The organism is Nitrospiraceae bacterium (assembly GCA_035623075.1).
In the GTDB taxonomy this organism is placed as follows: domain Bacteria; phylum Nitrospirota; class Nitrospiria; order Nitrospirales; family Nitrospiraceae; genus DASPUC01.
Genome location: DASPUC010000024.1, coordinates 71,280 through 96,417 on the forward strand (window position 1 = coordinate 71,280; position 25,138 = coordinate 96,417).

26 protein-coding genes are annotated in these 25,138 nt (G+C 56.4%); 7 read left to right on the forward strand and 19 right to left on the reverse strand.

The window, feature by feature from the left end:
- The first annotated feature begins 114 nt into the window (after window positions 1–114).
- From VEI50_06955 to mutS, 4 genes are read left to right on the forward strand one after another with little or no spacing between them, the layout of a single operon-like run.
- The gene (locus tag VEI50_06955; GenBank protein ID HXX74850.1) at window positions 115–1,668 is read left to right on the forward strand and encodes an NAD(P)H-hydrate dehydratase; all 1,554 of its coding nucleotides are present in this window, start codon (window positions 115–117) and stop codon (window positions 1,666–1,668) included.
- Window positions 1,640–2,260 carry a tRNA (adenosine(37)-N6)-threonylcarbamoyltransferase complex ATPase subunit type 1 TsaE gene (tsaE, locus tag VEI50_06960; protein HXX74851.1) on the forward strand — a complete coding sequence of 207 codons (621 nt, stop codon included), beginning with the start codon at window positions 1,640–1,642 and terminating at the stop codon, window positions 2,258–2,260. Before VEI50_06955 ends, tsaE begins: the two co-directional genes overlap by 29 nt.
- The gene (locus VEI50_06965) at window positions 2,257–2,601 is read left to right on the forward strand and encodes a LapA family protein (protein ID HXX74852.1); all 345 of its coding nucleotides are present in this window, start codon (window positions 2,257–2,259) and stop codon (window positions 2,599–2,601) included. The genes tsaE and VEI50_06965 overlap by 4 nt, the downstream gene beginning before the upstream one ends.
- Window positions 2,594–5,257: a DNA mismatch repair protein MutS gene (gene mutS, locus VEI50_06970; protein HXX74853.1), complete on the forward strand. Its 2,664-nt coding sequence runs from the start codon at window positions 2,594–2,596 to the stop codon at window positions 5,255–5,257. Before VEI50_06965 ends, mutS begins: the two co-directional genes overlap by 8 nt.
- A gap of 59 nt (window positions 5,258–5,316) precedes the next feature.
- Here mutS and VEI50_06975 read toward each other — a convergent pair whose 3' ends face one another.
- The 15 genes from VEI50_06975 to VEI50_07045 all read right to left on the reverse strand — a co-directional run bounded on the left by VEI50_06975 (window position 5,317) and on the right by VEI50_07045 (window position 18,913).
- Complete coding sequence (locus VEI50_06975) at window positions 5,317–5,985, reverse strand: hypothetical protein (protein HXX74854.1); 669 nt, start codon at window positions 5,983–5,985, stop codon at window positions 5,317–5,319.
- Window positions 5,986–6,035: 50 nt separating this feature from the next.
- Entirely contained in the window at window positions 6,036–6,545 is a 510-nt protein-coding gene (locus VEI50_06980) for a hypothetical protein (protein ID HXX74855.1), read from the reverse strand.
- A gap of 348 nt (window positions 6,546–6,893) precedes the next feature.
- Complete coding sequence (locus tag VEI50_06985; GenBank protein HXX74856.1) at window positions 6,894–8,156, reverse strand: pitrilysin family protein; 1,263 nt, start codon at window positions 8,154–8,156, stop codon at window positions 6,894–6,896.
- Complete coding sequence (pnp, locus tag VEI50_06990) at window positions 8,153–10,273, reverse strand: polyribonucleotide nucleotidyltransferase (protein ID HXX74857.1); 2,121 nt, start codon at window positions 10,271–10,273, stop codon at window positions 8,153–8,155. Before pnp ends, VEI50_06985 begins: the two co-directional genes overlap by 4 nt.
- 140 nt (window positions 10,274–10,413) lie before the next feature.
- The gene (rpsO, locus tag VEI50_06995; GenBank protein HXX74858.1) at window positions 10,414–10,683 is read right to left on the reverse strand and encodes a 30S ribosomal protein S15; all 270 of its coding nucleotides are present in this window, start codon (window positions 10,681–10,683) and stop codon (window positions 10,414–10,416) included.
- A gap of 32 nt (window positions 10,684–10,715) precedes the next feature.
- Window positions 10,716–11,669, reverse strand: coding sequence for a tRNA pseudouridine(55) synthase TruB (gene truB, locus VEI50_07000; protein HXX74859.1), 954 nt, complete (start codon window positions 11,667–11,669; stop codon window positions 10,716–10,718).
- Window positions 11,670–11,689: 20 nt separating this feature from the next.
- Window positions 11,690–12,088, reverse strand: a complete 399-nt coding sequence (rbfA, locus tag VEI50_07005; protein HXX74860.1) for a 30S ribosome-binding factor RbfA — start codon at window positions 12,086–12,088, stop codon at window positions 11,690–11,692.
- A 52-nt stretch (window positions 12,089–12,140) separates the two neighbouring features.
- A complete protein-coding gene (locus VEI50_07010) occupies window positions 12,141–12,428 on the reverse strand; it encodes a DUF503 domain-containing protein (GenBank protein ID HXX74861.1) in 288 nt (95 codons plus the stop codon).
- Window positions 12,429–12,447: 19 nt separating this feature from the next.
- Complete coding sequence (infB, locus tag VEI50_07015) at window positions 12,448–14,988, reverse strand: translation initiation factor IF-2 (GenBank protein ID HXX74862.1); 2,541 nt, start codon at window positions 14,986–14,988, stop codon at window positions 12,448–12,450.
- Between the two features lie 23 nt (window positions 14,989–15,011).
- The gene (gene nusA, locus VEI50_07020) at window positions 15,012–16,178 is read right to left on the reverse strand and encodes a transcription termination factor NusA (protein HXX74863.1); all 1,167 of its coding nucleotides are present in this window, start codon (window positions 16,176–16,178) and stop codon (window positions 15,012–15,014) included.
- A gap of 52 nt (window positions 16,179–16,230) precedes the next feature.
- Window positions 16,231–16,707, reverse strand: a complete 477-nt coding sequence (rimP, locus tag VEI50_07025; GenBank protein HXX74864.1) for a ribosome maturation factor RimP — start codon at window positions 16,705–16,707, stop codon at window positions 16,231–16,233.
- Between the two features lie 126 nt (window positions 16,708–16,833).
- On the reverse strand, window positions 16,834–17,673 hold the full coding sequence (gene dat, locus VEI50_07030) for a D-amino-acid transaminase (GenBank protein ID HXX74865.1): 840 nt from the start codon (window positions 17,671–17,673) through the stop codon (window positions 16,834–16,836).
- Window positions 17,674–17,675: 2 nt separating this feature from the next.
- On the reverse strand, window positions 17,676–18,026 hold the full coding sequence (locus tag VEI50_07035) for a protease inhibitor I42 family protein (protein ID HXX74866.1): 351 nt from the start codon (window positions 18,024–18,026) through the stop codon (window positions 17,676–17,678).
- 39 nt (window positions 18,027–18,065) lie between these two features.
- Window positions 18,066–18,419 carry a Rieske 2Fe-2S domain-containing protein gene (locus tag VEI50_07040; GenBank protein HXX74867.1) on the reverse strand — a complete coding sequence of 118 codons (354 nt, stop codon included), beginning with the start codon at window positions 18,417–18,419 and terminating at the stop codon, window positions 18,066–18,068.
- An 8-nt stretch (window positions 18,420–18,427) separates the two neighbouring features.
- A complete protein-coding gene (locus tag VEI50_07045) occupies window positions 18,428–18,913 on the reverse strand; it encodes a DUF192 domain-containing protein (protein ID HXX74868.1) in 486 nt (161 codons plus the stop codon).
- Between the two features lie 224 nt (window positions 18,914–19,137).
- Here VEI50_07045 and VEI50_07050 point away from each other — a divergent pair, with 224 nt between their 5' ends.
- Window positions 19,138–19,485 carry a 4Fe-4S dicluster domain-containing protein gene (locus VEI50_07050; GenBank protein HXX74869.1) on the forward strand — a complete coding sequence of 116 codons (348 nt, stop codon included), beginning with the start codon at window positions 19,138–19,140 and terminating at the stop codon, window positions 19,483–19,485.
- Window positions 19,486–19,698: 213 nt separating this feature from the next.
- Window positions 19,699–20,031: a hypothetical protein gene (locus tag VEI50_07055; GenBank protein HXX74870.1), complete on the forward strand. Its 333-nt coding sequence runs from the start codon at window positions 19,699–19,701 to the stop codon at window positions 20,029–20,031.
- 99 nt (window positions 20,032–20,130) lie between these two features.
- Here the strand turns inward: VEI50_07055 and VEI50_07060 are convergent, their stop codons facing one another.
- The 3 genes from VEI50_07060 to VEI50_07070 all read right to left on the reverse strand — a co-directional run bounded on the left by VEI50_07060 (window position 20,131) and on the right by VEI50_07070 (window position 22,907).
- Window positions 20,131–20,610 carry a hypothetical protein gene (locus VEI50_07060; GenBank protein HXX74871.1) on the reverse strand — a complete coding sequence of 160 codons (480 nt, stop codon included), beginning with the start codon at window positions 20,608–20,610 and terminating at the stop codon, window positions 20,131–20,133.
- Between the two features lie 250 nt (window positions 20,611–20,860).
- A complete protein-coding gene (locus tag VEI50_07065; protein ID HXX74872.1) occupies window positions 20,861–22,432 on the reverse strand; it encodes a fused MFS/spermidine synthase in 1,572 nt (523 codons plus the stop codon).
- A gap of 64 nt (window positions 22,433–22,496) precedes the next feature.
- A complete protein-coding gene (locus VEI50_07070; protein ID HXX74873.1) occupies window positions 22,497–22,907 on the reverse strand; it encodes a CBS domain-containing protein in 411 nt (136 codons plus the stop codon).
- A gap of 174 nt (window positions 22,908–23,081) precedes the next feature.
- Here VEI50_07070 and VEI50_07075 point away from each other — a divergent pair, with 174 nt between their 5' ends.
- A complete protein-coding gene (locus VEI50_07075; GenBank protein HXX74874.1) occupies window positions 23,082–24,416 on the forward strand; it encodes a UDP-glucose/GDP-mannose dehydrogenase family protein in 1,335 nt (444 codons plus the stop codon).
- Window positions 24,417–24,423: 7 nt separating this feature from the next.
- Here the strand turns inward: VEI50_07075 and VEI50_07080 are convergent, their stop codons facing one another.
- On the reverse strand, window positions 24,424–25,131 hold the full coding sequence (locus tag VEI50_07080; GenBank protein ID HXX74875.1) for a HEAT repeat domain-containing protein: 708 nt from the start codon (window positions 25,129–25,131) through the stop codon (window positions 24,424–24,426).
- Window positions 25,132–25,138 lie beyond the last annotated feature (7 nt).

A 25,138-nucleotide genomic window follows, 5' to 3' on the forward strand; every position in this document is an offset into this window, starting at 1 on the left:
ACAAAACACCGGTCAGTTGTCCTGCCATGACACGACTGTGGATGAAAGACTTCCTCCTCCACTCCTCGGCAACTCAATACATGAGGCCCTTCTCACACGGATGATGAGCCTTTCATGAAACTCGTCACTGCGGCACAGATGCAGACCCTTGATCGTCGAACCATCACGGAGGCGCATGTGCCAAGTTCTACTCTGATGGAGCGGGCCGGCCAAGGAGTCGTATCCCAACTCGAAGAACAGTACGGACCCATTCGCGGGAAAACCGTCACAATCTTTTGTGGCAAGGGCAACAATGGAGGTGACGGACTCGTGGTTGCGCGGCTGCTCCGCCGACGGCATGCGTTGGTGCATGTGTTCATGCTGGCTCCTCTTACCGATCTGAGTCGCGACGCGGCAGTCATGTACCGTCGACTCGTTCGACTTGCAGGGCGTTCTTCTATTAAGCCCTGGCGCTCTGGAGATCAGGCCCGCAGCTTGCTGGCCTCCAGCGACTTTGTCATCGACGCCCTTCTCGGAACCGGAATATCCTCAGAGGTCAGTGGGCCCTATCGCGAAGCGATCGACCTCATCAACGAGGTCCATCAACCAATCATCGCTGTTGATATTCCATCCGGCATCCATGCAGACAGCGGAGCGATCATGGGACGAGCCGTGCGTGCCGCTATGACCGTCACATTCGGCTTGCCAAAGCTCGGACTAGTTGTCGGTTCCGGAATCGACCATGCTGGGACCGTTCGGATCGTCGACATTGGCATTCCCCCGGCCTATGCGGAAGCGAGTGACAGCAGGATTGTGTTAATGACTCAGAAGATGGTGATGGCCACCCTTCCGCCGCGTAGACTGTCCTCGAACAAGGGCACATACGGGCATGCCGGAATTATCGCTGGATCCGTCGGCAAGACTGGTGCAGCGGCGCTCGCCGCACAAGCAGCCTTGCGCGCCGGCGCCGGTCTCGTCACGGTGGCGACGCCAAGCAGTGTCAACGACGTGCTTGAGGCCAAGCTCCTGGAAGCGATGACAATGTCGCTCCCGGAAACCAAAGCGCGCACGCTGGCTCGCGCGAGCCTGGATCAGATTGTCGCCTTCATGCACGCTCGAACGGCGGTGGCCATTGGCCCTGGTCTTTCGACACATCCAGAAACTATCGAATTGGTCCAATCCCTGATGAAACATCTTGAGAGACCAACCGTCCTGGATGCCGATGCATTGAATGCCTTGGCCGGCCGAGCCGCACTTCTTACGGAATGTAAGATTCCGCCGATCATCACCCCACACCCGGGTGAAATGGCCCGGCTCGAAGTCGAAGCGACAACACAAACAGTGAACGCGGATCGAATCGGTACGGCGCAACGGTTCTCTCGTGAACGGGGGGTGTTCGTTGTGCTAAAAGGAGCTCGAACGGTCATCGCCCGACCGGACGGACTCGTGGCCGTGTGTCCTACCGGAAATCCAGGAATGGCCACAGCAGGAACCGGCGACGCCTTAACCGGGATACTCGTCGGGTTGCTCGCACAGGGGCTATCCTCCTGGGATGCAGCCTGTGCAGCCACCTACATCCATGGATACGCGGGCGACCTCGCCATGAATAGGCTTGGACAGGCCGGCATGTTGGCAAGCGATCTTATCGCTCAGATTCCTTATGCGCTCCGACAGCTCCAGACGGCATGAAACCAAAAGAAGGGCTTATAGTTCTCGATCGGCGATTCGGCCAATCCGTGGACCAGCACCATGGCAAATCATCTCTTCGTCACAGCAACACACAGATCGATTAGGCCAGGCCATTGGCCAAAATCTTCAAGGGGGAGAAACCATCGCACTCTACGGTCCCCTTGGGGCAGGAAAGACAGCGCTGGTGCGAGGCATCGTCCAAGGTTTGGGTGTAGAAACGACCGCCGTCAGCAGCCCGACGTTCGTCATGATCCATGAGTATCAAGGACGCCTCCCCCTTGCCCACGTCGATCTCTACCGGGTGCGTTCCCAGCGAGACCTGGACTCGACCGGACTGCTCGATTATCTTTCCGGGGCAACCGTGACCGCAGTTGAGTGGGCGGACAAAGGCGCCTCTGTCCTTCCTTCGGATCGTCTCGAGATCGACTTGAGTCACAGAGCCGCTCGAGTCCGAGCAATCCGACTTCGAGCGACGGGACCAATGTCTGCCAGGCTCTTAGCGCAGGCCAAGAGGTGCTTGGGGAATGGGCGTGCGAAGAAGGCATCAGCGCGGCAACCCGCTCCAGCGAGAAAGGGACCAGCTCGGTTATGATCAGGCTCATTCTGGTCGGCACGCTACTACTACTGTGCTTGGCTTTCTTTCTTCAGAACCAGGAACAGGAAGTCACGCTCCGCTATTTCTTCGGGTTGTTTGAAGCCACGACACCGATCTACAAACCGATTCTTGCAGGATTCGCCGTTGGACTGCTTGTCTCTGGCATCTTGCTCTTTCCACCATGGATCAGAGGACGAATTGAGCTGAGACGTAAGACCAAAGCTCTGCAAGAAGCAGATGTCGACTTGGAACGGCTTCGCCAGTCGCTCGAAAAGGTGACCGGCCGTTCCCCTGCATCCGTTCCGCGTGACCCACGCCAAGATTCTCACGATGAGTGACACCGATACCTCGCCGCTCATGCGGCAATATCGCGAGATTAAGCGCGGCTATCCCGATGCCATTCTGTTTTTCCGCGTCGGCGACTTTTATGAAATGTTCTATGAGGATGCCCGGGAAGCGTCTGCGCTTCTTGCCATTGCTCTGACTTCTCGTGACAAATCGAGTACCGATCCCATACCGCTGTGTGGTGTGCCATATCACGCCGCGCAGGGGTATATTGCCAAGCTTCTCAAGTCCGGACGTACCGTGGCCCTGTGCGAGCAAATCGAAGACCCGAAGCTCGCGAAAGGGCTCGTCCGCCGCGAGGTGGTCCGTCTTTTCACGCCCGGTACGCTGGTTGACACGGAGCTTCTGTCACCTGGGGAATCGAACTTCCTTGCTGCGGTCTCAGTCGGCATAGTACCAAGCAGGCCAGGCCGACCGACGATCGGCCTGGCCTGCCTGGATGTGTCAACGGGAGAATTTTGGGTGATAGAGTTCGACGGTGAGCAGGCTCCGGCTCAGTTGCAGGATGAGCTCGCCCGACTGGAGCCGCGTGAAATCCTCTACGAAGCCGGCTCGGAGACGAATGTGAAGGCCTGGCTCTCCCAGTTGAATGGACCTCGCCTATGCGAGCAACCGTCTGTTTCTTTCGATCAGCGAGACGCGACCCTGACCCTGCAACAACATTTCGGCGTCCATTCCCTTGACGGCTACGGTTGTCGTGGTCTGACCAGCAGCATCGGAGCAGCCGGAGCGGTCCTGCAATATTTCCGCACAACGCAGCCGACTGCCTCACTCGCCCACATCCGCCGACTCCACACTCGTCGAGGCGGCGATGCAATGCACCTCGACAGCGCTACCATCCGTAATCTCGAGCTCGTTCGACCACTGGCCGTCGGAGAAAACCGATCGCCACGGGACCCAGCGACCGTCTTCTCCGTCTTAGACCGGACAGTCACAGCGATGGGCAGTCGCCTCTTGCGCGAATGGCTCATCAGACCTCTGGTGAACCGATTGGCGATCGAAGGTCGCCTCGAGGCGGTTGGTGAACTAAAAGACCGCCTCCAGCAACGGGTCCCGCTCCGAGCCACACTCAGACATATCCAAGACATCGCTCGACTGAGCAGTCGCATCGCGCTCGGCGTGGCGACCCCGCGGGAGTTGGTGGCCCTGAAGCAGTCCTTGAGTGCCTTGCCTGAACTGGCGTCGCATCTCCAGCCATTCCACGCTTCCATGCTGACCGCTCTAAATGAATCATGGGACGACTGCCGTGATGTGCAGGATCTCATCGAGCAGGCCATCAATCACGATGCACCGATGTCCGCGCGAGATGGCGGGATCATTCGAACAGGCTACCATGCAGGCGTCGATGAACTGCGGAAAGCGAGCACGGAGGGCAAGGGCTGGATCGCCTCACTTGAGGCGAAGGAACGAGAACGAACCGGGATCGAGTCACTGAAGGTTCGTTACAATCAAGTCTTCGGCTACTATATCGAGATCACCAAGGTCAATCTCTCGCGAGTCCCCGTCGACTATATCCGCAAACAAACGCTAGTCAATGCCGAACGATTCATGACCTCGGAGCTGAAGGAATTGGAAGAGCGCGTAAGCGGCGCCGAAACCAAATTGCTCGCTCTCGAACAAGAACTCTTCGACCAGCTCCGTAGTCGGCTGGCCAAAGAAGTCCCTCGTCTTCAGGCTATCGCTCAGGCTATCGCTCTGTTGGACGTGTTAGCCGGTCTGGCTGAGACTGCCGCCTTATATCGATATGTCAAACCGGTACTCGACGACTCCGGCACCTTGATGATTCGGGAGGGCCGACATCCTGTCATCGAACAGCTCAGCAGCGATCTGAGTTTCGTGCCCAACGATACGTTGCTGGACCGAGACCGAAATCGGCTCATAATTTTGACTGGACCCAACATGGCCGGGAAGAGCACCTACCTCCGCCAAGTCGGCCTCATCACGCTCCTTGCACAGATCGGCAGTTTCGTTCCAGCCACGGAGGCACGGATCGGTTTGGTCGATCGGATTTTCACCCGCGTCGGAGCCTCCGACAACCTCGCAGCCGGACAGAGTACCTTCATGGTCGAGATGGTTGAAGCTGCCCAGATTCTGAATGGCGCGACCGCTCGGAGCCTGATCCTGCTTGATGAGATCGGGCGGGGGACCAGCACCTACGATGGACTCAGTATTGCGTGGGCGATCGCTGAATACATTCAAGACCCCAACCATCTTGGCGCACGGACGCTCTTCGCGACCCATTATCACGAAATGACGCAATTGGAGGGGTTGCGAGAGGGAATCAGAAACTATCGTGTGGCGGTCCAGGAACGGGATGGCGACGTGGTCTTCTTGAGGAAAATCGTGCCGGGAGGGGCGGATCGGAGTTATGGCATCCATGTCGCCAAGCTGGCTGGACTGCCGGCTTCGGTGATCGATCGGGCCCAAGACGTCCTTGCTCGGCTGGAACAACCAGAATCGTCAACTCTTGATCTCGTTTCTCGTTCATCGGCGGAAGAAACCATTAGAACGTCTCTCCCTCATCCACATCCGATCATCGAAGAGGTCAAGCAAATCGATCTCTTCTCGATGACTCCCCTAGATGCTCTCAACCGTCTGGCCGAGCTGCAGCGTCGCGCTGCTGATGAGACCCAGAATCCCCGGCAATAAAAAAGGCGGTAGCCTTTTTCGGGGCTACCGCCTCTTACAAAAACCCGACAGGACTAAAATTACCTACCGCCGTTGTACTTCGCAGTCCAGGGAATCAAACCGCCGACAGGTTGGCCACCTGGCAGCAATACATCGTACTGCATCGGCAATTGGGCTCCGTCCGGCGTCTTTGGTGATGTATTAAGCTTTTGGATTCCTGCATAGCAGTCAGCATCCGTCACCTGATTCTTCCCCTGACATTCCTTTAATCGGAGAGCAGAGATACTGACGGTCTTGCTTGGAGTGCCGGCAGTTTCCGCAAGCTTCTTGACGGCGGTGATGACGCGATGGTTCTGCTCTGTCTCAACCACCGTAAATTCCACCAAATCCGTCGTGCTGCCGGGTGGCACTTCCTTGGCAGCAGCTGGTCCAGCATGGGGGCGGCCCATCTTCTTCAGCTCTTCCCACGGACCCTTGTCTGCATAGAACTTCACCGTCTTACCTGGATGAATCCTCTGCCAGAAGAGCCCGCTTTCGGCATTGCCGCCGAACACAGCAATATTGATCCAGACTGCCTCATCGTAGGGATCCAGAACGATCACCCGACCCTGTAACGTCGTCGGCTTGCTCATGTCTCCCCATTCAAACCGCTCCTGGAACGCCTCAATAGCCAGTGCGGTGGAGGCCACACAGACCACCAGCGCAACAGCGGCCATCACAGCCCAGCCTTGCTTATGAAACTTCATCATGAGGTCCCTCCTTCACACGTAAAGAAAGAATGATCGCTCAACAACGTCGATTACTTGAGCACCTTGAAGCCGGTGATGGTCCGACCATCCAGACTGACTTCCATGGCGACGAGTTCTTGTGACGCCTTGATGATCTGGTCCATGAGAGCCTTGTCCTTCACAGCCAGCCGCACGGTCGTCGCAGCATGGTACCACCCAGCATAGGGATTATTCTTCTCAGTTCCCCCGGTAAAGCCCCAGGCGCAGCATACGAACAAAGGATCTGGCGGCTTTACATCGAGATCAGAAGAGGAACGACCGGTCGGAGTCCCCGACGCTGGATCACCGGTATTCCAATATTGAATCCCGAACAGCAATTCACCATCTGGATTGTCTGCCCATTGGGACCAGACCCGACCCTTCAAGGTCTTGGTCACTTCAGCCTTCATAGGCCCGCCACCGACAATCTTTGAACCAGGACCAGTTGGACCAGCATCGTCGGCTGCAACAGCGAATTCGGCCGTCAGCAAGCCGAGCACAGAAAACACGGCAACGGCAGCTAGTATTACGACCCTTTTCATACCAAATCCCTCCTTCATGAAAGTAGCAACCACAAGATCTCTTATGAACACCTGTTTAAGTACGATGAAAAATCGAAACCAACTTCCCGGATCACGCAACCACGAGCGAAGGATTCCAGCCACCTCCTTTTGCTCTTCTTCGCAGCGCGTTCCTTTGGATGAGATTCGTTATCAAAAAAGCGAGCCAATCGTACTGAAATCACTAATACGTGTCAAGGAAATGTTTTCCCTGTGGATAGTTTGAAGTAAAAGCAATATCTATGTTTTAATTCAACTACTTATGAAGATATTGCGATTCTGCGTCTGGACGGGGTTTCAGTGGCAAATGAATCTTCTATTAGAGAATTCTCATCTATGCTCTTTGAGACTATGAGCAGGAAGTGGTCCGAGTCCTGTGATCGCTAAGCAATCCAATTTGAAGAGTTGACGCCCGACATTGAACATTTGCTCCTCATTCACACGATCGATGTGGGTCAACATTTCTTCCAGTGATGTCCGCTTGCCATGTGTGAGTTCATCCTTTGCGAGCTTGCTCATCCGACTATGGGAACTCTCCAAACTGAGCATCAAGCTCCCTTTCATTTGATTCTTCGCTCGCTCAAGTTCTTTCCTTTCGATGCCGTTGGCTCGCATTCGTCTGATCTCGCGGCAGATCAAATCGACGACCCGATCCACTTCCTTCTGTCTTGTGGCCGCATACACGGTGATCGTTCCACTGTCCGAGTAACCAGAGAGAAAGGAATAGATGGAGTACGCCAGGCCTCGTTTTTCTCGTACTTCCTGGAACAGTCGAGAACTCACGCTCCCGCCCAGGACACTGTTGAGCGCATAGGCTGCGTATCGGTCCTTATGGCCCGCCGGAATGCCCTTCAACCCAAGGCAAAGATGAACCTGTTCCAATGGTTTTTTCTTCAGAAGCACACCACCGTGCAGCTCCGGAGGACGTCGGCCATTTACGTAACTTCTTTTGGCTCTCCGGCTGTTACCGAAAAAGTGCACCACCATCGAATGGAGTTTGGCCTGTTCGAAGTTCCCTGCGACCGCAATGACGATCTGCGCCGGATCATAGTGCACGTCGACGTACGCCATCAAATCCTGTCGGCGCAGGCTTCGAATCGTCTCTTCCCGACCTAGGATCGATCGGCCCAGCGGGTGACGTCCCAGTACCTGACCCGTGTGGAGCTCCTGTACGAGATCTTCTGGATCGTCCTGGACCATCCGAATTTCCTCCAGCACAACTTGCTTTTCTTTCTCGACTTCTTTCGCGTCAAAGCGTGAGCGATAGAACAGATCGGAGAGCAATTCCAAGGCCCGATGGAGGTCCTGATCCAGAACCTTCACGTAAAAGGTGGTCGTCTCCCTGGTGGTAAAGGCGTTCATCTCGCCGCCGAGTGCGTCAATTTCCCGCGAAATCTCAGTAGCGGAACGAGACTCCGTACCTTTAAAAAACATATGTTCGATGAAATGAGAGAACCCTGATTGGGAAGGCTGCTCGTCCCGGGATCCGGTATTCACCCAAATCCCGACGGTCACCGATTTGAGTGTTGGTATCCTCTCGGTGACAACCCGAATGCCATTCTCAAGGACGAACTTGTGGTACAAGGCGCTCACCCGGCGGATGAGTCCTTGGCTCCGGCTCCGGTGGGGGCCGGCATGGTTTCCTTGCGACTCAGCCGGATCTTTCCCTGCCTGTCTACTTCCAGCACTTTGACAAGGATTTGATCGCCCTCCGCGACTTCATCGGAGACAGATTTCACCCGATGATGGGCGAGCTGTGAGATATGCACGAGTCCGTCGGTTCCTGGAAGCACCTCAACGAAGGCGCCGAAGTCCATGATCTTGCGAACCGTGCCCAGGTAGGTTTTTCCGACTTCGACCTCTTCCACGATCCGGTTGACCATTTCCTTGGCCTTCATGGCTGAGGCTTCGTCGATCGACGCAATTGTTACGACGCCGCTGTCCTCGACATTCATCTTCACGCCGCACTCCGCGATGATTCCGCGAATCGTCTTTCCGCCCGGACCGATGATTTCGCGGATTTTGTCCTGTTTCACCTTCATCGTGAAGATGCGCGGAGCAAAAGCCGACAGGTTCGGTCTTGGTGCATCGAGGGCCTTCTGCATGCAGCTCAGGATATGCAATCTACCTGCCTTGGCCTGTTCCAAGGCCTGATGCATGAGAGCCGGTGTAATTCCTCCGATCTTGATGTCCATTTGCAGCGCGGTCACTCCGTCCTTTGTTCCACAGACCTTGAAATCCATGTCGCCCAAATGGTCTTCCAGCCCAAGGATATCGGACAGAATCATTACCCGTTCCCCCTCCTTGATCAATCCCATCGCAATCCCTGCGACCGGTTCTTTGATCGGGACACCCGCATCCATCATCCCCAACGTCCCACCGCAGACCGTTGCCATCGAGGACGATCCGTTCGATTCGAGAATGTCGGACACGATCCGCAGGGTGTAGGGGAACTCCTCTTTGCTCGGAATCACCGGCTTCAGCGCTCGCTCGGCCAAGGCGCCGTGGCCGACCTCTCGACGTCCTGGCGATCTAAGCGGCCTCGCCTCCCCGACGCTGAAAGGAGGAAAGTTGTAATGGAGCATGAAGGTCCTGGTGTATTCCCCTTCGAGTGCGTCGATCCGCTGCTCGTCTTCGGTCGTTCCCAGAGTAATGACGGCTAGGCTCTGAGTTTCGCCACGGGTAAAGAGGGCAGATCCGTGTGCTCGAGGCAGTATGCCGACCTCACAGGTGATCGGACGAATGTCCGCGGGCCCACGCCCGTCCGCACGTGATCGTTTTTCAAGAATCATATTTCGGACTTCTGTATATTCCAGTCCGTGGAAAACCAGCTTCACATGTCGCTCGCGGTTGGGATCGTCGGGGTGCTTCAGTTTCTCGACCGCGTCGCTCATTAACTGATCCAACCGTTCCTGCCGCGCGGTCTTATTCGGAATCATGATGGCATCTCTGATCCCCTGGGCAACGAGTGTCTTGACCTGGCTCGCAAGCGCCGGATCAATCTGCTCCGTCATGACAATCCGCTTGGGCTTGTTGCCAGCCAAGACACGCAATTCATTGATCTTGGCGACGATCTTCTTGATTTCGGCATGAGCCAACTCGATGGCTTGCAGCATCGTGGCTTCCGGCAATCCGTTGGCGCCGGCTTCCACCATCATCACCGCATCGGCGGTCCCTGCCACCACGAGGTGGAGGTCGCTCTTCTCCAATGTCTCAAGATCAGGGTTGACGATGAACTGGCCGGCAACGCGACCGATCTTGACACCTGCAACAGGGCCATTGAATGGAATGTCTGAGACCGCCAGGGCGGCCGACGCCGCCGTAATCCCGATGACATCGGAAGATCCGGTCTTGTCGGCCGAGAGCACGGAGGCGATGACCTGAGTTTCGAAGTAGTACCCGTCGGGAAACAGTGGACGGATGGGACGATCGATCAACCGGCTGGTGAGGACCTCCTTTTCTGACGGACGGCCCTCACGTTTAAAATATCCGCCCGGAATCTTCCCGGCGGCATAGGCTTTTTCCTGGTAGTCAACAGTAAGGGGGAGAAAGTCAACGCCCGGCTTGGCTGTCTGGGATGCCACTGCCGTCGCGAGGACAATCGTGTCTCCGTACGTGGCCCAGATCGAGCCATCCGCTTGCTTGGCGACTCGGCCGGTTTCAAGTCGCAGGGTTCGTCCGGCGACATCGAGTTCAACTGTGTGTGCCATCGAGGGCCTCCTCTAGTTATGCCCCACAGATGCCCACGGAGAGAAACTTGAACGATAGAAGATTCCAGTTTCTGTCAGTGTTCACCTGTGCGACTGGTTCCTCTCGCCGTCGCGTATCAACGCGACAGCGAGACGCGCTTCTACTTCCTGATGCCCAAACGATCGATCACGGCGCGATAGCGGGCATCGTCGACATCGCGGAGATAGTCCAGCAGCCGACGACGGCGCCCCACAAGCGTCAGTAGCCCACGTCGCGAGTGATGATCCTTCTTATGCAGCTTGAAATGTTCCGTCAAGTATGTGATCCGGTTGGTTAAGACCGCGATCTGGACCTCGGGAGAGCCAGAGTCCGTACCATGTTGCCGATACTGTTTAATCACATCGGACTTTCCTTCTTTCAGCAATGCCATAACCTGCCTCCTCCTTGTCAGTAAACTTCGTGTTACGACTTCTGACTCATCAACACTTTTTCGATGCGTATCGGTTGAGACCGGCTTTCTCCAGACCGTCCAATCGCCACTAGCTGCCCTTGGCTATCATGGATACGGATCGGCATTCCTGGTTTCGCCTGGGCAACAGCTTCATGTCGGGCTACAATGTTCTCCGGAGACACCGGTATCCCATGCTTCACGCGGGCAACCGCCTGATCGTCCACCTCCACAGAAGGCAGCCGGTCCAGAACCTGATCCAGCGAGTGAAGATGCTGCTTGAGATGCCCTAGCGCGTGATGGGTCGCAACATCGTCAACTGTCAAGGTCTGATCAAGGCTAAATGGACCAACACGCGTCCGGACGAGCGATTGCAGATGTCCACCGACTCCCAAGACTTCGCCGATGTCCGCACAGAGAGTGCGCACATAGGTTCCCTTTGAACAGACAACCCGAATGGTGACGTCACGTTCGTGAATCGCCACCACCTCAAGAAGGTGGAGCATGACGGTTCGCGGTTCGCGCGCAATCGTTTTCCCAGCGCGCGCCGCCCTATACAGGGGAACGCCGCCGACTTTAACGGCGGAATACATCGGGGGGACCTGTTCGAGTGGTCCGCGAAATTGCGCTACAGCTGCGTATATCGCCGCCCGTGTTAGGGCCTCGATCGTCCGGCGTTCCAACACAGCTCCGGTCGCGTCCTGCGTATCGGTTGTCTCACCGAGTCGAAGCACGGCCTCATATTCTTTGTCCCATTCGACGAGATATTCAGAGAGACGCGTGGCTCGGCCGACAAGAACAGGCAACACGCCTGTTGCCATCGGATCGAGTGTGCCGGCATGTCCTACCTTCACCCCTCCCAGAAGATGACGCACCTTGGCGACGACATCGTGAGAGGTCCATCCTCCCTCTTTGTTGATATTCAGCACCCCGTCGAGGACCGCACAGTGTGGTTCTACATGTATCATCGATAGACTTAATGCGGGCACTACGTCGATCCGGTATGTCCGGTTGACGACCCGATTGCCCCTTCATCTTTACTCTGCAACTCGTCCAAGAGCCGCAAAACTCGATCGCCTCGCGGCCCACTCACGTCCTTCACGAAGACGATTTCTGGCAGATAACGGAGCGTCAGCCGCCGACCCAGTTCGCTACGGACAAACCCGCTTGCCTTAGCAAGTCCGGAAAAGATCTCACGCTCTTCAGATTTAGTCCCCATCGCGGTTACAAACACGCGGGCGATGCGTAAATTGTTCGTTAACTCGACGTCGGTGACCGTGACCGACCGGACTCGCGGGTCCTTGATCTTCCGCATGAGGATGTCTGCCACCTCCATGCGAATTTGATCCGCCACACGATCGGCCCGCTTGTAGCCTGCCTTCGTCATCGCCCCCATGCTCGAGCGGTTTCTGTACCGCCGCTCGCCGCCATGGACTTCATCACAACACATCAATCCGGGACTGGACAATCTCCACCGCCGGGGTCGCGCGAATTACGTTCAACGCTTGCTCCAATACTTGATGAACGTGCCGTGTTTCGTTCGCGACACACGCAAGTCCGAGTACTACCTTCTGCCACAAATCCTGTTCGCCGACCTCGGCAACCGACAGATTGAACCTGTCGCGTAGTCGATCTTTGAGACTCAAAAGTACTTGGCGCTTGTTCTTCAAAGACTGACTGCTCGGGATGAACAACTCAACCGTACAGAGTCCGACGATGATACTCACAGTCCAGCAGGCTCACGCCTCAGAGCTTCGCGGCGATCTTATCAATCGCGTACACTTCGAGAATATCGCCTGTTTTGATGTCGTTGAAATTCTCAATCCCGATTCCACATTCATAGCCCTGTTGCACTTCGCGAACGTCGTCCTTGAACCGCCGCAAGGACGACAACCTCCCCTGATACACGACGACATTATCGCGAATGACCCGGACCCCCGCGCTTTGTCGCGTGATGGTCCCTTCCAATACGTAAGAGCCAGCTACAGTGCCTGCCTTAGAGACGGTGAACACTTGGCGTACTTCGGCCCGACCGACCGTCCGCTCCTTCAGCGTCGGCTCAAGCAGTCCCTCCATCGCCGCCTTAATGTCGGCCATCGCATCGTAGATGATGGTGTACAGGCGGATATCCACACCTTCCTGTTCGGCGAGTGCCGCGGCTTTGGGCTCAGGCCTGATATTGAACCCAATGATGATCGCGTTGGACGCGGCGGCAAGAAGCACGTCAGACTCCGTGATGCCGCCGACACCGCTGTGAATGACACGGAGTTTCACCACATCCGTCGGCAGTTTCTCGACGCCTGCAGACAGGGCTTCCGCGGATCCTTGCACATCCGCCTTGATCACCAAGGCCAATTCCTTGACCGACCCCTCCTGGATCTTCGCGAAGAGATCGTCCAGTGACACCTTCCCCTGCCCTGCGAGTTCAGCCGCCCGTTGCTTCCGTGCCCGGTCTTCTGCAATCTCACGGGCGACACGTTCATCCTTGACCACCTGGAAGACATCGCCAGCCGCAGGCACACCCGGCAACCCGACAACCCCCACAGGAATCGAAGGGCCGGCTTCCTGTACCTTCGCCCCCATGTGTGACAGCAACGCCCGTACTCGTCCGCTGAAGGCCCCGACGACGAATGCGTCGCCGACATGAAGCGTGCCACCCTGGACCAACACCGTCGCGAGGGGTCCCCGCCCCCGCTCAAGCTTCGCCTCGACCACCGTTCCCTTGGCTAGTCGATGAGGATCGGCTTTCAATTCCAGTATCTCGGCTTGAAGTAAGATCATTTCCAAGAGTTGGTCTAAGCCGGTTTTCTGCTTGGCAGACACCTCCACCATAATAGTCTCACCGCCCCAGGCTTCCGAAATGAGCCCATGCTCTGAGAGCGCGTTTCTCACCCGATCCGGATTGGCTCCAGGCTTGTCGATCTTGTTGATGGCGACGATGAGCGGGACGGAGGCGGCCTTCGCATGATGGATGGCCTCGATCGTCTGTGGCATCACGCCGTCATCCGCCGCGACGACGAGGACGACGATGTCAGTGACCTTCGCCCCCCGAGCCCGCATGGCCGTGAACGCCTCATGGCCGGGGGTGTCCAGAAACGTGACATGCTTGCCGCGCACAGTGACGGTATAGGCGCCGATGTGTTGGGTGATGCCACCCGCTTCTCCCTCCGCCACCTTCGTTTCACGAATCGCATCCAGCAGCGACGTCTTACCGTGATCCACATGGCCCATGATCGTCACGACTGGCGGCCTGGGTTCAAGCTGCCCTTCACCCTCGGTCTGAACCAAGGCTTCCAGCAACTCTTCGCCGGCCTTCTCAACCGTCACATCGAGTTTCACTCCGCTCTCTTCGGCAATGATCCCGGCAGCATCCGTGTTCATCGGCTGGTTAAACGTCAACATCTGCCCCATGTCCATTAACTTCCGGACGATGTCGGCAGGTCTCTGACCGATCATCTCAGCAAACTCTTTGACCGTCATGCCCGGCGTGAGCTTGATGCTCTTCTTCCGTGGCTTGGTAATCTCCGCCAGAGTACTGTGGTGTGCGTGCTTCGCACGATCATCGCGACGTGGCTGAACAGGAATCGCGCGAAGGTCTTGCCAGCGCGCGGCATCTTCGCGAACAGCCACTTGATCGTCATCCCGTTGTCTGGCTATTTTGCGGCTCTTTTTCAGCTTGTCCTTGAGCCCCTCCGCCTCGATCGCTTCGAAGGCGACGCTCTTCTTCTTGCCGAGAACCGATTCGACGGTCGGTACCACCGCGGACGTGCTAGGAGATGCCTGTGTAGGAGACTGAACCGCGGCTGCGGGCCTGGTCATCGGCTCCAGATGAGGAACAATGGGCGTCTCGACGGGATGTGTGATCGTGAGAGAGCTGGGGGATTCTGCAGATGGAGCGATGAGACTCGATGACTCGCTTCCGACGAGCGCCGCTGCTCCCTCTTCAGCAGCACCCTCCTCTACTTTCTTTCGCTTAATGAGGATGCGTCGTTTGTCTGGTTTTGATTCCTCGGCGGCCGGAGCAACGTGCCCACCTCCCGCTTTTGCGATCGTCCCGTGGCCGGTGTCCTTTCCACGTTCAGCACGAACATCACCAGCCTCAGCCACGTGGCCACTCGTCTTGACCGAGGTCTTTGATTTGTGGCCCAGCTTCGCGAGCACTTTGTGGACCGTCTCCTCCTCGAGCGCACTGCTGTGGGAGGCAACGGGAATCCCCATCCGCTTCAACTCAGGGATGAGATCACGATTCTCCATCCCAAGCTGTTTGGCCAATTCATACACACGCATAAGTAGTCAACACCTTTTCGGCGTTACCCAGCATCCGACGCCTGAGATTCTTCTTCGGCTTCCCGCTCCTGCTTTCTGGCTTCTTCCTGCTGACGCTGGGCTTCGGCCTCCTCTGCCAATGCGGCCTTGATTTCCTTGTCTCGCTCCGCTTTTTCCTTTTCGTACTCCGTGGCACTGATGATGTCGATCTTCCATCCCGTTAGCCGTGCGGCCAAACGAACGTTCTGTCCGTTTTTCCCGATCGCGAGCGACAGCTGAGAATCCGCTACCACGACGAGCGCCGACTTTTTCTCTTCATCGATCCCGACTTTTTCGATCGTGGCTGGGTTCAACGCCTCGGCGATAAAGACGCGCGGATCGGACGTCCAGGTAATGATATCGATCTTTTCTCCCCGCAGTTCGCGGACCACCGCCTGCACCCGAGAGCCCTTGATGCCGACACAGGCTCCGACGGGATCGACCGCCTTTTCGCGGGACGTTACGGCGATCTTGGTCCGGTCGCCCGGCTCTCGCACAACGGACTTGATTTCCACGATTTTTTCCGTGACTTCCGGAACTTCCAATTCGAAAAGCTTCGCCACGAATTGCGGATGACTTCGAGAGAGAATGACCTGCACATCTTTTGGCGTCCGTCGGACCTCCAAGAGCATGGCCTTCACTCGATCGCCGCGACGATAGGTTTCTCGCGGGATCTGTTCTTGGATCGGGAGGATGGCTTCGGTCTTGCCCAAGTCCACCAGGTAGTTCCGGCGTTCCATGCCGAGAATAATGCCGTTCACCAAATCGCCCTGGCGGGTAGAGTATTCCTTCTGCACTGCCTCCCATTCCGCCTCACGGACCTTCTGGAAGATCACCTGCTTCGCCGTTTGTGCCGCGATTCGGCCCAATTCATCCATTTCGATTAAGGACCCGATCTCATCTCCCACTTCGGCTTCGCTGTCATACTGACGCGCTTCCTTCAGAGAAATCTCGGCTTTGGGATTGGTGACGGCATCGACGATAATTTTCTTCGACACCACCGAGATTTCTCCGGTCTTCGGGTCGATTTCAACTTGAATGTTTTCAGCTTGCCCGAACCGTTTCTTCGCCGCGGTCTGGAGCGCTGCCTCGATCGCCCCGATCACCCGGGACTTCTCGATGCCCTTTTGCCGTCCGATCTCATCGATCACTGCAATGAGTTCTCGATTCATAGATTACTCTCCACCATGCTCTCGTCGTCTCAACACTCCGCCTATCCGCGATTTAAAACGTCACCACCCGTCGTGTTTCGGCAATCTCGCCGAAGTCGAGGGTGATTGATCGCGGAGGCGGCGGCTCACTGATCGTCACTGTCACAGCTTGTTCGTTGACCTCCCCCAACACGCCAACGATCCGCCACTGCCCGTCAATCGGCTGCTTCAGCTTGACGCTGACTCGCATGCCCACCGCCCGGCGATAATCTTGGAATCGTTTGAATGGCCGATCCAGCCCCGGCGAGGACACTTCAAGCGTATAGGGATGGGGAAATGGGTCGCTGACGTCCAAGGCTGGACTCAACGCCACATGCGCCCGTTCACAATCACTGACGGTGACGCCACCCGGTTTATCGATATAAACCCGCACCACCGTTCGTGAACCCTGCCCCACACACTCGACGTCGACGAGTTCCAGACCCATCGTCCAGAGGATAGGGGACACGATGTCTTGCAGATGATCAACGACCGGTCGGGAGTCCTTCACCGACACCCCTAGCCTCGGCGCTCCGGATCGCAACTTCCAAGGTTCCAAGAGGCCAAACAAAAAAGTGGGCCAGAGCCCACTTTCGGTGCAGCACCATAGCATTTCACTCCGGTCAAAGCAAGGGGGCTACCCAGTCACACGCCTCAGGAGGGTCGCCAGTCGTTGAGTGATCGGACCGGGACGGCCTGTTCCAATCGCTTTGCCGTCCATCTTGACCACCCCGACCACCTCGACCGTAGTCCCCGTCAGGAGCACCTCGTCGACAGAGAAGAGATCCGCTTGAGGGATTGCACGTTCCTGGACCGGTATCCCGTCTTTTCGGGCAAGCTCGAGCACCACCGCTCTTGTGACTCCGGAGAGAATCAGAGGCCCTTCGGGAGCAGTAACGACAGCTCCTCCCTTGACCGCCATCACGTTGCTGACCGCGCCTTCGGTCACGTGTCCATCTTTGACGAGAATGGTCTCAAAGACCTCGGCTTGTTTGGCTTGCTGGCGGGCGAGGACATTGGCGAGCAGATTCACGCTTTTGATATCGCAGCGACCCCACCTGATGTCGTTGATGACGATCGCCGACACACCGGTACCCTTGATTTCTTCGCTCAGCGCGTGAAACTCGCGTATGGTCATGACAACAGTGGCCGTGGCATTCTCGGGAAAGGCATGATCTCGAGGTGCCGGGCCGCGAGTAATCTGCAGGTAAATCTTGGCCTCGGGATAGGCCGCCCGTTTGATTCCCTCAAGCACGTAGTGAGTCCACTGACTGTGAGAGTACGGTTGCGGAAGGTCGAGCGCTTTCGCGCTCCGTTCGAGACGGGCCAGATGGGCCTCTAGTTCGAACGGCTGCCCCCGGTATGTACGAATGACTTCGTAGACCCCGTCGCCGAACTGAAATCCCCGATCTTCGACCGAGACGGTGGCCTCGGCCAGGGGCATGAACCGTCCATTGAGATAAGCGACGTCCGGCATTGTCACTTTCCCTGGTTCGGCGACCGGTCGGACACGACGACTTCGAAAACGCGCCGATCTTCAGCGGTGAATTTCCATCCCATCCGCTTTTCGAACAGCACCGAGTGAGTCCCTGGTCGAACCGCCTGAAACTCGAACGTTCGCTCTCCATTATCGACGGCATTATTTCCCGCTACGCGGAAGTAGTCGTCCGCCACTAACGCAAGCGCCGTCGGATCATAGGTCGGAACCCAAAGCTCTCCCCGAGTTCGGTCTTCCCAGAGATGAATGTAGATAGGGCAGTCCAGTACGGTTTTGATGATCCTCGCATCATGCGGCGGTGTGGTTCCATCCATGTCGCGACTCGCGCTCACGTTCATCGCACTCTTGAACGCGACGGAACTTCGTGCACGCTACACCTTGCGGCGTGGACCGATAAAAATCTCTGCGCCTTCGACTCGAACCTCGTAACTCCCGATACAATACCCGCCGCCATCGATTCCTCGACCGTTCCGAACGTCGAAGGCCAAATCGTGCCAGGGGCATGAGACAATGAACCCTTTCAGTCGCCCCTCATTCAATGGGCCTCCTTCGTGCGGACACACATTGTAGATTGCGTGGTACTGCCCGTCGACATTGAACACGGCAATCGCTCGATTATTCACCGTCACGACCTTCGACTGCCCGGGAGGAATATCCTCCACCCGCGCGACTGCCTGAAATCCATCTGTCACGAAGTACACGCTCCCTTTTCGTCTGCTTGGCACAGTCCTGGCTACATTCGAAGGGTGTATTTCAACTCCATTCCGGTCGTAATACCGGCCTGTTTAATGAAACCCGCTTCGGTTTGGAGAACGTAGCGGACCGGATCCGGCGAGTCTCCATACCAGGGGCACGGATCACGTTCACAGGGAGGAACCGTCTCCATCATCCGCACAATCTGATGACTCTCATCAACCCACATAACGTCGACGGGAAATCGGTACCCCTTCGTCGTGATTCGATGGGGGCCGGTTGACTCGAAGATATAAAGCATTCCGCTGTTAGGTGGCAATGTCTCTCGAAAAGCGAGACCGAACAGCAGCTTCTCCGGTGTATCCGCCACTTCCGTTTCCAGTTCCTTGCCGTTCGGGAACGTGACGATGATAACACTCGACTCCTTCCGGTCGACCAGGAAGAGGGAGACACTCATGAGGAGGATCGCGAGTAAAATGAGTGTGACGATCCGCTTCTTTTTCTGTTCACGATCCCCTGTTTGCATGGCTACCACTATATTATAAAAACTGCCCCGCCTCTCAGTGCATTTCTGGGCCCAAAGGCCCATGATATCAGGGGATCTAGGCCTTCTGTGCGAGGCCAGTTCTGTTGACTTAGAAAAGAACGGCGGACTAGAATGACGCCTGCGTCGAGTCACGCACTATGGTCGTGGCGAGGCGGTCTTGTCAACCGTGTTCGTCCCATTGTGGTGAGAAGGAGGCGAGGGTCATGGCACTGCTGATTACCGATGAATGCATTTCCTGTGGAGCCTGCCTACCCGAATGTCCGAACGAGGCAATCTTCGAAACTCGCAGCGATGCAGAGGGAAAGGGGAACCACGTCGGCGATGGCCAGGGAGTTGGCGACAATATTTATGTTATTACCCACGACCGCTGCACCGAATGCGTCGGTCACTTTGACGAACCGCAATGCGCTGCCGTCTGCCCAGTCGACAATTGTTGCATTTCAGACCCCGCATACGCGGAAACAACGGATGTCCTGCTCGAGAAAGCAAAGAAGCTCAATCCGGACAAGAATATTGATCCTGCGAAGGTCTGGAGCGGAGTGCGGAACTAACTCTGTCATAGATCAGCGATGAGAGCCCTGCTTCTTTGGTGAGAGGCAGGGCTCTCGTATTTTGATCTCCCTACCATCCAATTCGGTCTTTTGGTAGCTTTCTCGTCGTCCTCCCTGTAAGATTGAATTGGAGGTTATTTCTGCTGAACCACCCGGCTCCCGTTTTCTTCGGGGCCTTCACGCATTGCTCACCGCTCGTATGGAGGTGACACCATGCGGCATCGATGGATCCTCGTTGGAGCCCTTGCTTGGCTCCTCACCCTCCCAGCGCTGGCTTCGGCCAGTACCGGCGACATCGGGACCATCATCGAAAAGTTCGTCGTCCGGCAGTTCCCTGATGCGGCCAGCCATTATTGGGTGATCAACGAAACCCAGTGGGACGGAGATGAGATGATCGTTGACGTGCACACGATCGTGAAAGAGCGGCGAAACACAGAACCGACGTTAAGCCGTTTCTTACTCCTGATTGTCGCGGGAGAGATCAAAGGCAGTCAAAATGTTCCGCTTGAGCCAGGGGCCGACTGTCGAACTGACGAAGAGGCCTGAGTCTCTCCCCTCTCGCTCTCATATTTGCTCCCGAAATGACACCGCCCCCTCCGCTGGACAGCGGAGGGGGCGGTCTTCATTTTCGCCGGTCGCGAATGCCTACTTCAGCATGAGTAACTTGCCACCAACGTGAGCGGGATGCAGGTGGCAGCGATATCTCAACGTGTTGCCCTGCGTGGCATAGAACAAGTCGCTGGTCGGAATACCAACATACTTGGTCTCCCCCGGCTTCAACACGAGTTGGGCCTTCAGTACGGTAGGAGCTGCTTGCGTCTCATCGGCTGTCAACAGGAAGCCGTGCTCACCAGTTGAGTTATTGGTGACCTTGATGACAACAGGACGACCTGGACGGACTTTGAAGTCAATCGTTGTCATAGGCGGGTACCATGTTTTCATATTGCCGATCTCGATCGCATACAACTCAGCATCCACATCCAATTCTTTGAACGGTTGGCCGACGACCGAACCGGTTTCCAGATCGCCAACCTCCACACCGCCCGCCTGGTGGGCATACGCCCCCGAGGCTGCAGCGAGAACCATAACCAGGCCGAAGAAGACCAATGCTATCGTCTTGCCCATGACCTACCTCCTTAAGAAGAAGAAGAGATGTGATTAGGTTGGTGAATGACTACCGCCACGCTTGAGTGACCATGACCGTCTTGCTGACTTCTCTGCCTCATGAACTCGTACAAATCCTTCTACAAAGAGGGGACTCTTATAGCACAGCGATCAAAATGGAAGCAAGACGGTTATTCGAGATAGTAGCCCGAATGAGGATCTGCTACCGTCCCTGAATTATCAACAAGTCCCACTATGCATTTTCAATAACTTACCTGACTAGCGTCGGTTCGGGCTGGGGATCGAGAGTCCCAGACCCCATTAATAGATCGAAAGGCGCATAGTCGTCGGTGAGTACCACGCCAGAAGGCCACGGGTGCGTACGGTGAGTGTTCAAGAGCGCGAGAGCTTCTGGTGGGAGTCGATCCTGCTCGACGAACGCCCCCACTTTGTTCGCGAGTTCGGCGAAGTCTTGTCTCTCGAGGGGCGCACCAGCAAAAAAGATCAGATTCTCTGCCCGAGTCTGCGCCGACTTCCAGGGTCCCTTGACGGCATACGATTCGATCTGAGCGAAGGACCGACTCATCGTCTGTACGACCGCGCTGGCTCGTAAGAGATCTCCGCCTTCCCCCAACGAGGCAAGATTCACCGCCACGATTCCATCCGGCGCGAGATGGCTTCGCAGCTCGGCAAAAAATTCCACGGTTGTGAGATGGAACGGAACCATGTGGCGTGCAAAGGCGTCCACCCAGATCAGGTCGTAAGTTCGGTCGGTAGCCTGTAAGAACGCTCTCGCATCCTTCACGTAGACGTGGTGCTCCGGCGGAGCCTGGTACGAAAAAAACGTCTCGGCCATGCGCACCACAGTGGGATCAAACTCCACCACGTCCAATTCAAGCTGGGGCCATTTGTGCGCGAGCCATTTCGCCAAGGATCCGCCACCATGACCAAGGATAAGCCCCCGTTTCGCATCAGGGACCCAGGCCAATGAGGCTACCATCAGTTGACTGTAGGGAAGAAACAAGGTAACCGGATCCGCCTTCCACATGACCGCGTGGAAAGTCCGGTCCAGCACCAGATAGCGAAACAGGTCGTCGTCGCGAATCCGAACCTGCTGATAAGGACTGTCTTCTTGGTAGAGGGGGGTCTTCAACACCTGCATGGGATGCAGCGCACCAGCCACCAGGCCTGTCGCGCATGCAACCAGGGTCAGTCTCATCCGGGGTCGAGCCGATGTCGTTTTCAAAAGCCACGAGAGACCGAGCCCGAATTGGACCGCTCCAAGCCAAGCCACCAGCGCGTGGCTGCCGATCCATGAAAGCAGATAGAACGCAGTTCCCCACGTGCCGAGAAGACTTCCCACTGTGGAGAGAGCAATCATACGACCCGTGTGACGGCCGAGATAATTGAGATCGGAGATGGCAATCCTCAACATGGCCGGCAGCACCCCGCTCAATCCAAATGCCGGTGGCGCCAATAGAACAGAGGCTGCGACACAGGGTCCCCATCGCGGATCGTCAATTGCCCCTGCCACTTTGAACAATACCGGCTGACCGACCCACGCAATAAGAAAGGTCCACGTTCCCGAGAACAGCAATAACCAGGCGAGAACTTGGCCCCCGGGATGACGGTCTGACATCCAACCGCCGAACGCATACCCGCTGCTCATCGCCGCAAGGATGACCCCGATGAGGGCTCCCCACACAAACAGCGAGTTTCCAAAGACGGGTGCCAAGAGTCGGCTGCCCAATATCTCCAATGCCATAACAACCGCGCCGGTCATCAACGCGGTCGCCAGAAGGAACCAGCGGGGGATAGGAGCAGAAGCTGTTTGGGCAGTCATAGAGCAGGAACAAAAGGCGAGACGACCACAGGCACTCGAGCACGCGGGAATTCGGACTGCTCGATCACAGGCCGCCCCAATTCTTGAAATAGCGAAGGAGATCCCGCACGGAGAGAATGCCGCTCACTTGACCGTCCTCTGTGATGGCAAGATGGCGAATCCCATGTTCCGCCATCAGATCACTGGCATCATGTGCGGATCGAGCAATGTCGATCGTGATGAGGGGTCGGCTCATAACCATGTGAACCAATGTCTCATGCGCAAGTTTCGATTCCGCCATACACCGGCGGACCAAATCCGATTCACTCACGATCCCGCAATAGTCTCCATGGTCCTGTACCAGCAGGGCCCCGACTTTGGCTTCGCGCATGAGCTGCGCCGCCTCCAACAGACTGGCGTCTGGACTGATCGTCTGCAACACTCGCTGCATCAACATTGCGAGGGGCCGTTGGATGGTTCCACTGTGGATGGGCATGACACTCTTCTCGAATGAATGAGGAAGGCATAGTACTCAAGCATTCTTCATCCTGTCAACGAAACACCGGCCCCTACGGTTGGCTTGAGCGCTTCGATAACTTCATTGCCGGATCGGTGGGCGGTTGCTATACTGCCGCCAAGTTGGTCAAGGCCCGATAGGAATTTCATTTGTATGCATATTAGCGTCATCGGAACGGGATACGTAGGGCTCGTCACAGGGGCCTGTTTTGCCGAGTTTGGTGTCAATGCCACCTGCATGGACACCAATGCCAAACGGATCGGCAAACTCGAAAAAGGGCATGTTCCATTTTATGAGCCCGGGTTGACGGACTTGGTCGCGAAAGGCATCAAGGAAGGACGACTGAGCTTTACCACAGACGTCGCAAAAGCTGTCGAAAAGGCGCTCGTCATTTTCATCGCAGTCGGCACTCCCCCGCGAGGCGACGGATCGGCCGATCTCTCCTATGTGGAAGAAGTGGGCCGCGGCATTGCCAAGAACATGACGGGATATAAGGTCATCGTGACCAAATCGACCGTACCGGTCGGTACGGGAGAGACCTTGCGGAAGGTCATTACCGCAAGTCAGTCTGGCAAATTTCAATTCGATATCGTGTCAAATCCCGAATTCCTCCGTGAAGGGTCGGCTATTGAAGACTTCATGCGACCGAATCGGGTGGTCATTGGGGCAGAGAGCGAGCAGGCCGTGGCCATTTTAAAGGACCTCTACCGGCCCCTCTATTTGATCGAGACCCCATTCGTCGTCACGGACATTCCGACCGCAGAAATCATTAAGTATGCGTCAAACGCCTTCCTGGCGACGAAGATTTCGTTCATCAATGAAATTGCGACGCTGTGCGAACGGGTCGGGGCAGATGTGCAGATGGTCGCCAAGGGGATGGGGCTGGACCACCGCATCGGATCCAAATTTCTGCATGCCGGTCCCGGCTTCGGTGGATCGTGCTTCCCGAAAGATCTCGCCGCTCTGATCCAAACTGGAGAACGGCTCGGCTACTCCGCGCTGATCGCGAAAGCTGCGTCGCAGGTCAATAACGAGCAGCGGCAGCGGATGGTGGAGAAAATCCGGGAAACGGTCGGGACCCTGAAAGGAAAGACCTTTGCCCTCCTGGGTCTGTCCTTTAAACCAAACACGAATGACCTGCGCGAAGCCCCCGCGCTCGCGATCGCACAGATCCTCATAAAGCAAGGAGCTGCGATTCGCGCCTATGACCCGGTCGCCCTCGAGGAGGCGACTCGTACCGTGAACGGTCTCGTGCCCTGTCGGGACGCGTACCACGCAGCTGAAGGAAGCGATGCGTTGATTCTGATGACGGAATGGAACCAGTTCAGAAACTTGGATTTCGAGCGACTGAAGGCTCTCGTGAGGAAGCCGGTACTGTTCGATCTTCGGAATGTGTACGAACCAACCAAAGTTGCAGCCTTTGGGTTCCTCCACGTCTCGGTAGGACGACCCAGCAAGAATCCTTCGACGCCTCCCTCACCTCTTTGACCGAGCATTAGGTCAGTCTCGGAATTTCCGCCTTTACCTCATCCTTCGGCTTTGGTTTGTACCCCATTCGATCCAATACTTTCATGATCCGCGTTTTCAGCCGATCGTCGGCTTCGGCAAGAGCGGTGGCGAGGGGTTCGACCGCGGGCTTTCCGATTTTCCGGATAATTTCGGTGACAGATTGTCGCAGTTCATCTTCCTCTGACACCAACAGTGGTACGAGAGACGGGACTGCTGAACCACCGATCTTGATCAAGGAATCGTAGGCCCGCTGCCGGACGTCGCCCACATCATCCGTCAACGCCTCGACCAACGGTTCTACGGCGCGCGTTTCTTTGAGTTCACCAAGGATTTCCGCCGCATATTTCCGATTGAGCCAATGGGGATCCTTGAGATCCAACAGCATGGCGTCGGCCTTGGCGGCGTTGGGGTCCTTCGCACGGATCTTGAAGCTTTTTGCAATCCGGCGCCCGCCTTCCTCCACGACGCGGATCGTCGCACCATCTCCCACTTTGATCTGTTTCAGATCTTCAAGCGCTTCTTCAGCGACATCCAACAGAACGGTTTTCCCGTCGTAGGCCAACAGTTCGACCTCGAGTTGCTTCGCCTCAGGATTGACGGCCACAACCCGTTCCGTCACCAAGTTGAATCCGTCCTTCTTGAGGCCCCCCTTGGGACCAATTTGAATGAGTTTCGCTGGAGCTTCGTCCGCCATGATGTGG

Excerpts from the sequence above, each read along its gene's own strand:
- VEI50_07080 (HXX74875.1), bottom strand. The coding sequence starts at position 25,131 with ATGGCGGACGAAGCTCCAGCGAAACTCATTCAAATTGGTCCCAAGGGG.
- truB (HXX74859.1), bottom strand. The coding sequence starts at position 11,669 with ATGATACATGTAGAACCACACTGTGCGGTCCTCGACGGGGTGCTGAAT.
- tsaE (HXX74851.1), top strand. The coding sequence starts at position 1,640 with ATGCGCTCCGACAGCTCCAGACGGCATGAAACCAAAAGAAGGGCTTAT.
- VEI50_07065 (HXX74872.1), bottom strand. The coding sequence starts at position 22,432 with ATGACTGCCCAAACAGCTTCTGCTCCTATCCCCCGCTGGTTCCTTCTG.
- rbfA (HXX74860.1), bottom strand. The coding sequence starts at position 12,088 with ATGACGAAGGCAGGCTACAAGCGGGCCGATCGTGTGGCGGATCAAATT.
- VEI50_07050 (HXX74869.1), top strand. The coding sequence starts at position 19,138 with ATGGCACTGCTGATTACCGATGAATGCATTTCCTGTGGAGCCTGCCTA.
- VEI50_06965 (HXX74852.1), top strand. The coding sequence starts at position 2,257 with ATGATCAGGCTCATTCTGGTCGGCACGCTACTACTACTGTGCTTGGCT.
- infB (HXX74862.1), bottom strand. The coding sequence starts at position 14,988 with ATGCGTGTGTATGAATTGGCCAAACAGCTTGGGATGGAGAATCGTGAT.
- VEI50_06980 (HXX74855.1), bottom strand. The coding sequence starts at position 6,545 with ATGAAAAGGGTCGTAATACTAGCTGCCGTTGCCGTGTTTTCTGTGCTC.
- VEI50_07060 (HXX74871.1), bottom strand. The coding sequence starts at position 20,610 with ATGGGCAAGACGATAGCATTGGTCTTCTTCGGCCTGGTTATGGTTCTC.
- VEI50_07055 (HXX74870.1), top strand. The coding sequence starts at position 19,699 with ATGCGGCATCGATGGATCCTCGTTGGAGCCCTTGCTTGGCTCCTCACC.
- rpsO (HXX74858.1), bottom strand. The coding sequence starts at position 10,683 with ATGGCATTGCTGAAAGAAGGAAAGTCCGATGTGATTAAACAGTATCGG.
- mutS (HXX74853.1), top strand. The coding sequence starts at position 2,594 with ATGAGTGACACCGATACCTCGCCGCTCATGCGGCAATATCGCGAGATT.
- VEI50_07045 (HXX74868.1), bottom strand. The coding sequence starts at position 18,913 with ATGCAAACAGGGGATCGTGAACAGAAAAAGAAGCGGATCGTCACACTC.
- pnp (HXX74857.1), bottom strand. The coding sequence starts at position 10,273 with ATGGCACACACAGTTGAACTCGATGTCGCCGGACGAACCCTGCGACTT.
- VEI50_07070 (HXX74873.1), bottom strand. The coding sequence starts at position 22,907 with ATGCCCATCCACAGTGGAACCATCCAACGGCCCCTCGCAATGTTGATG.
- dat (HXX74865.1), bottom strand. The coding sequence starts at position 17,673 with ATGCCGGACGTCGCTTATCTCAATGGACGGTTCATGCCCCTGGCCGAG.
- nusA (HXX74863.1), bottom strand. The coding sequence starts at position 16,178 with ATGAATCGAGAACTCATTGCAGTGATCGATGAGATCGGACGGCAAAAG.
- VEI50_06955 (HXX74850.1), top strand. The coding sequence starts at position 115 with ATGAAACTCGTCACTGCGGCACAGATGCAGACCCTTGATCGTCGAACC.
- VEI50_07075 (HXX74874.1), top strand. The coding sequence starts at position 23,082 with ATGCATATTAGCGTCATCGGAACGGGATACGTAGGGCTCGTCACAGGG.
- VEI50_06975 (HXX74854.1), bottom strand. The coding sequence starts at position 5,985 with ATGATGAAGTTTCATAAGCAAGGCTGGGCTGTGATGGCCGCTGTTGCG.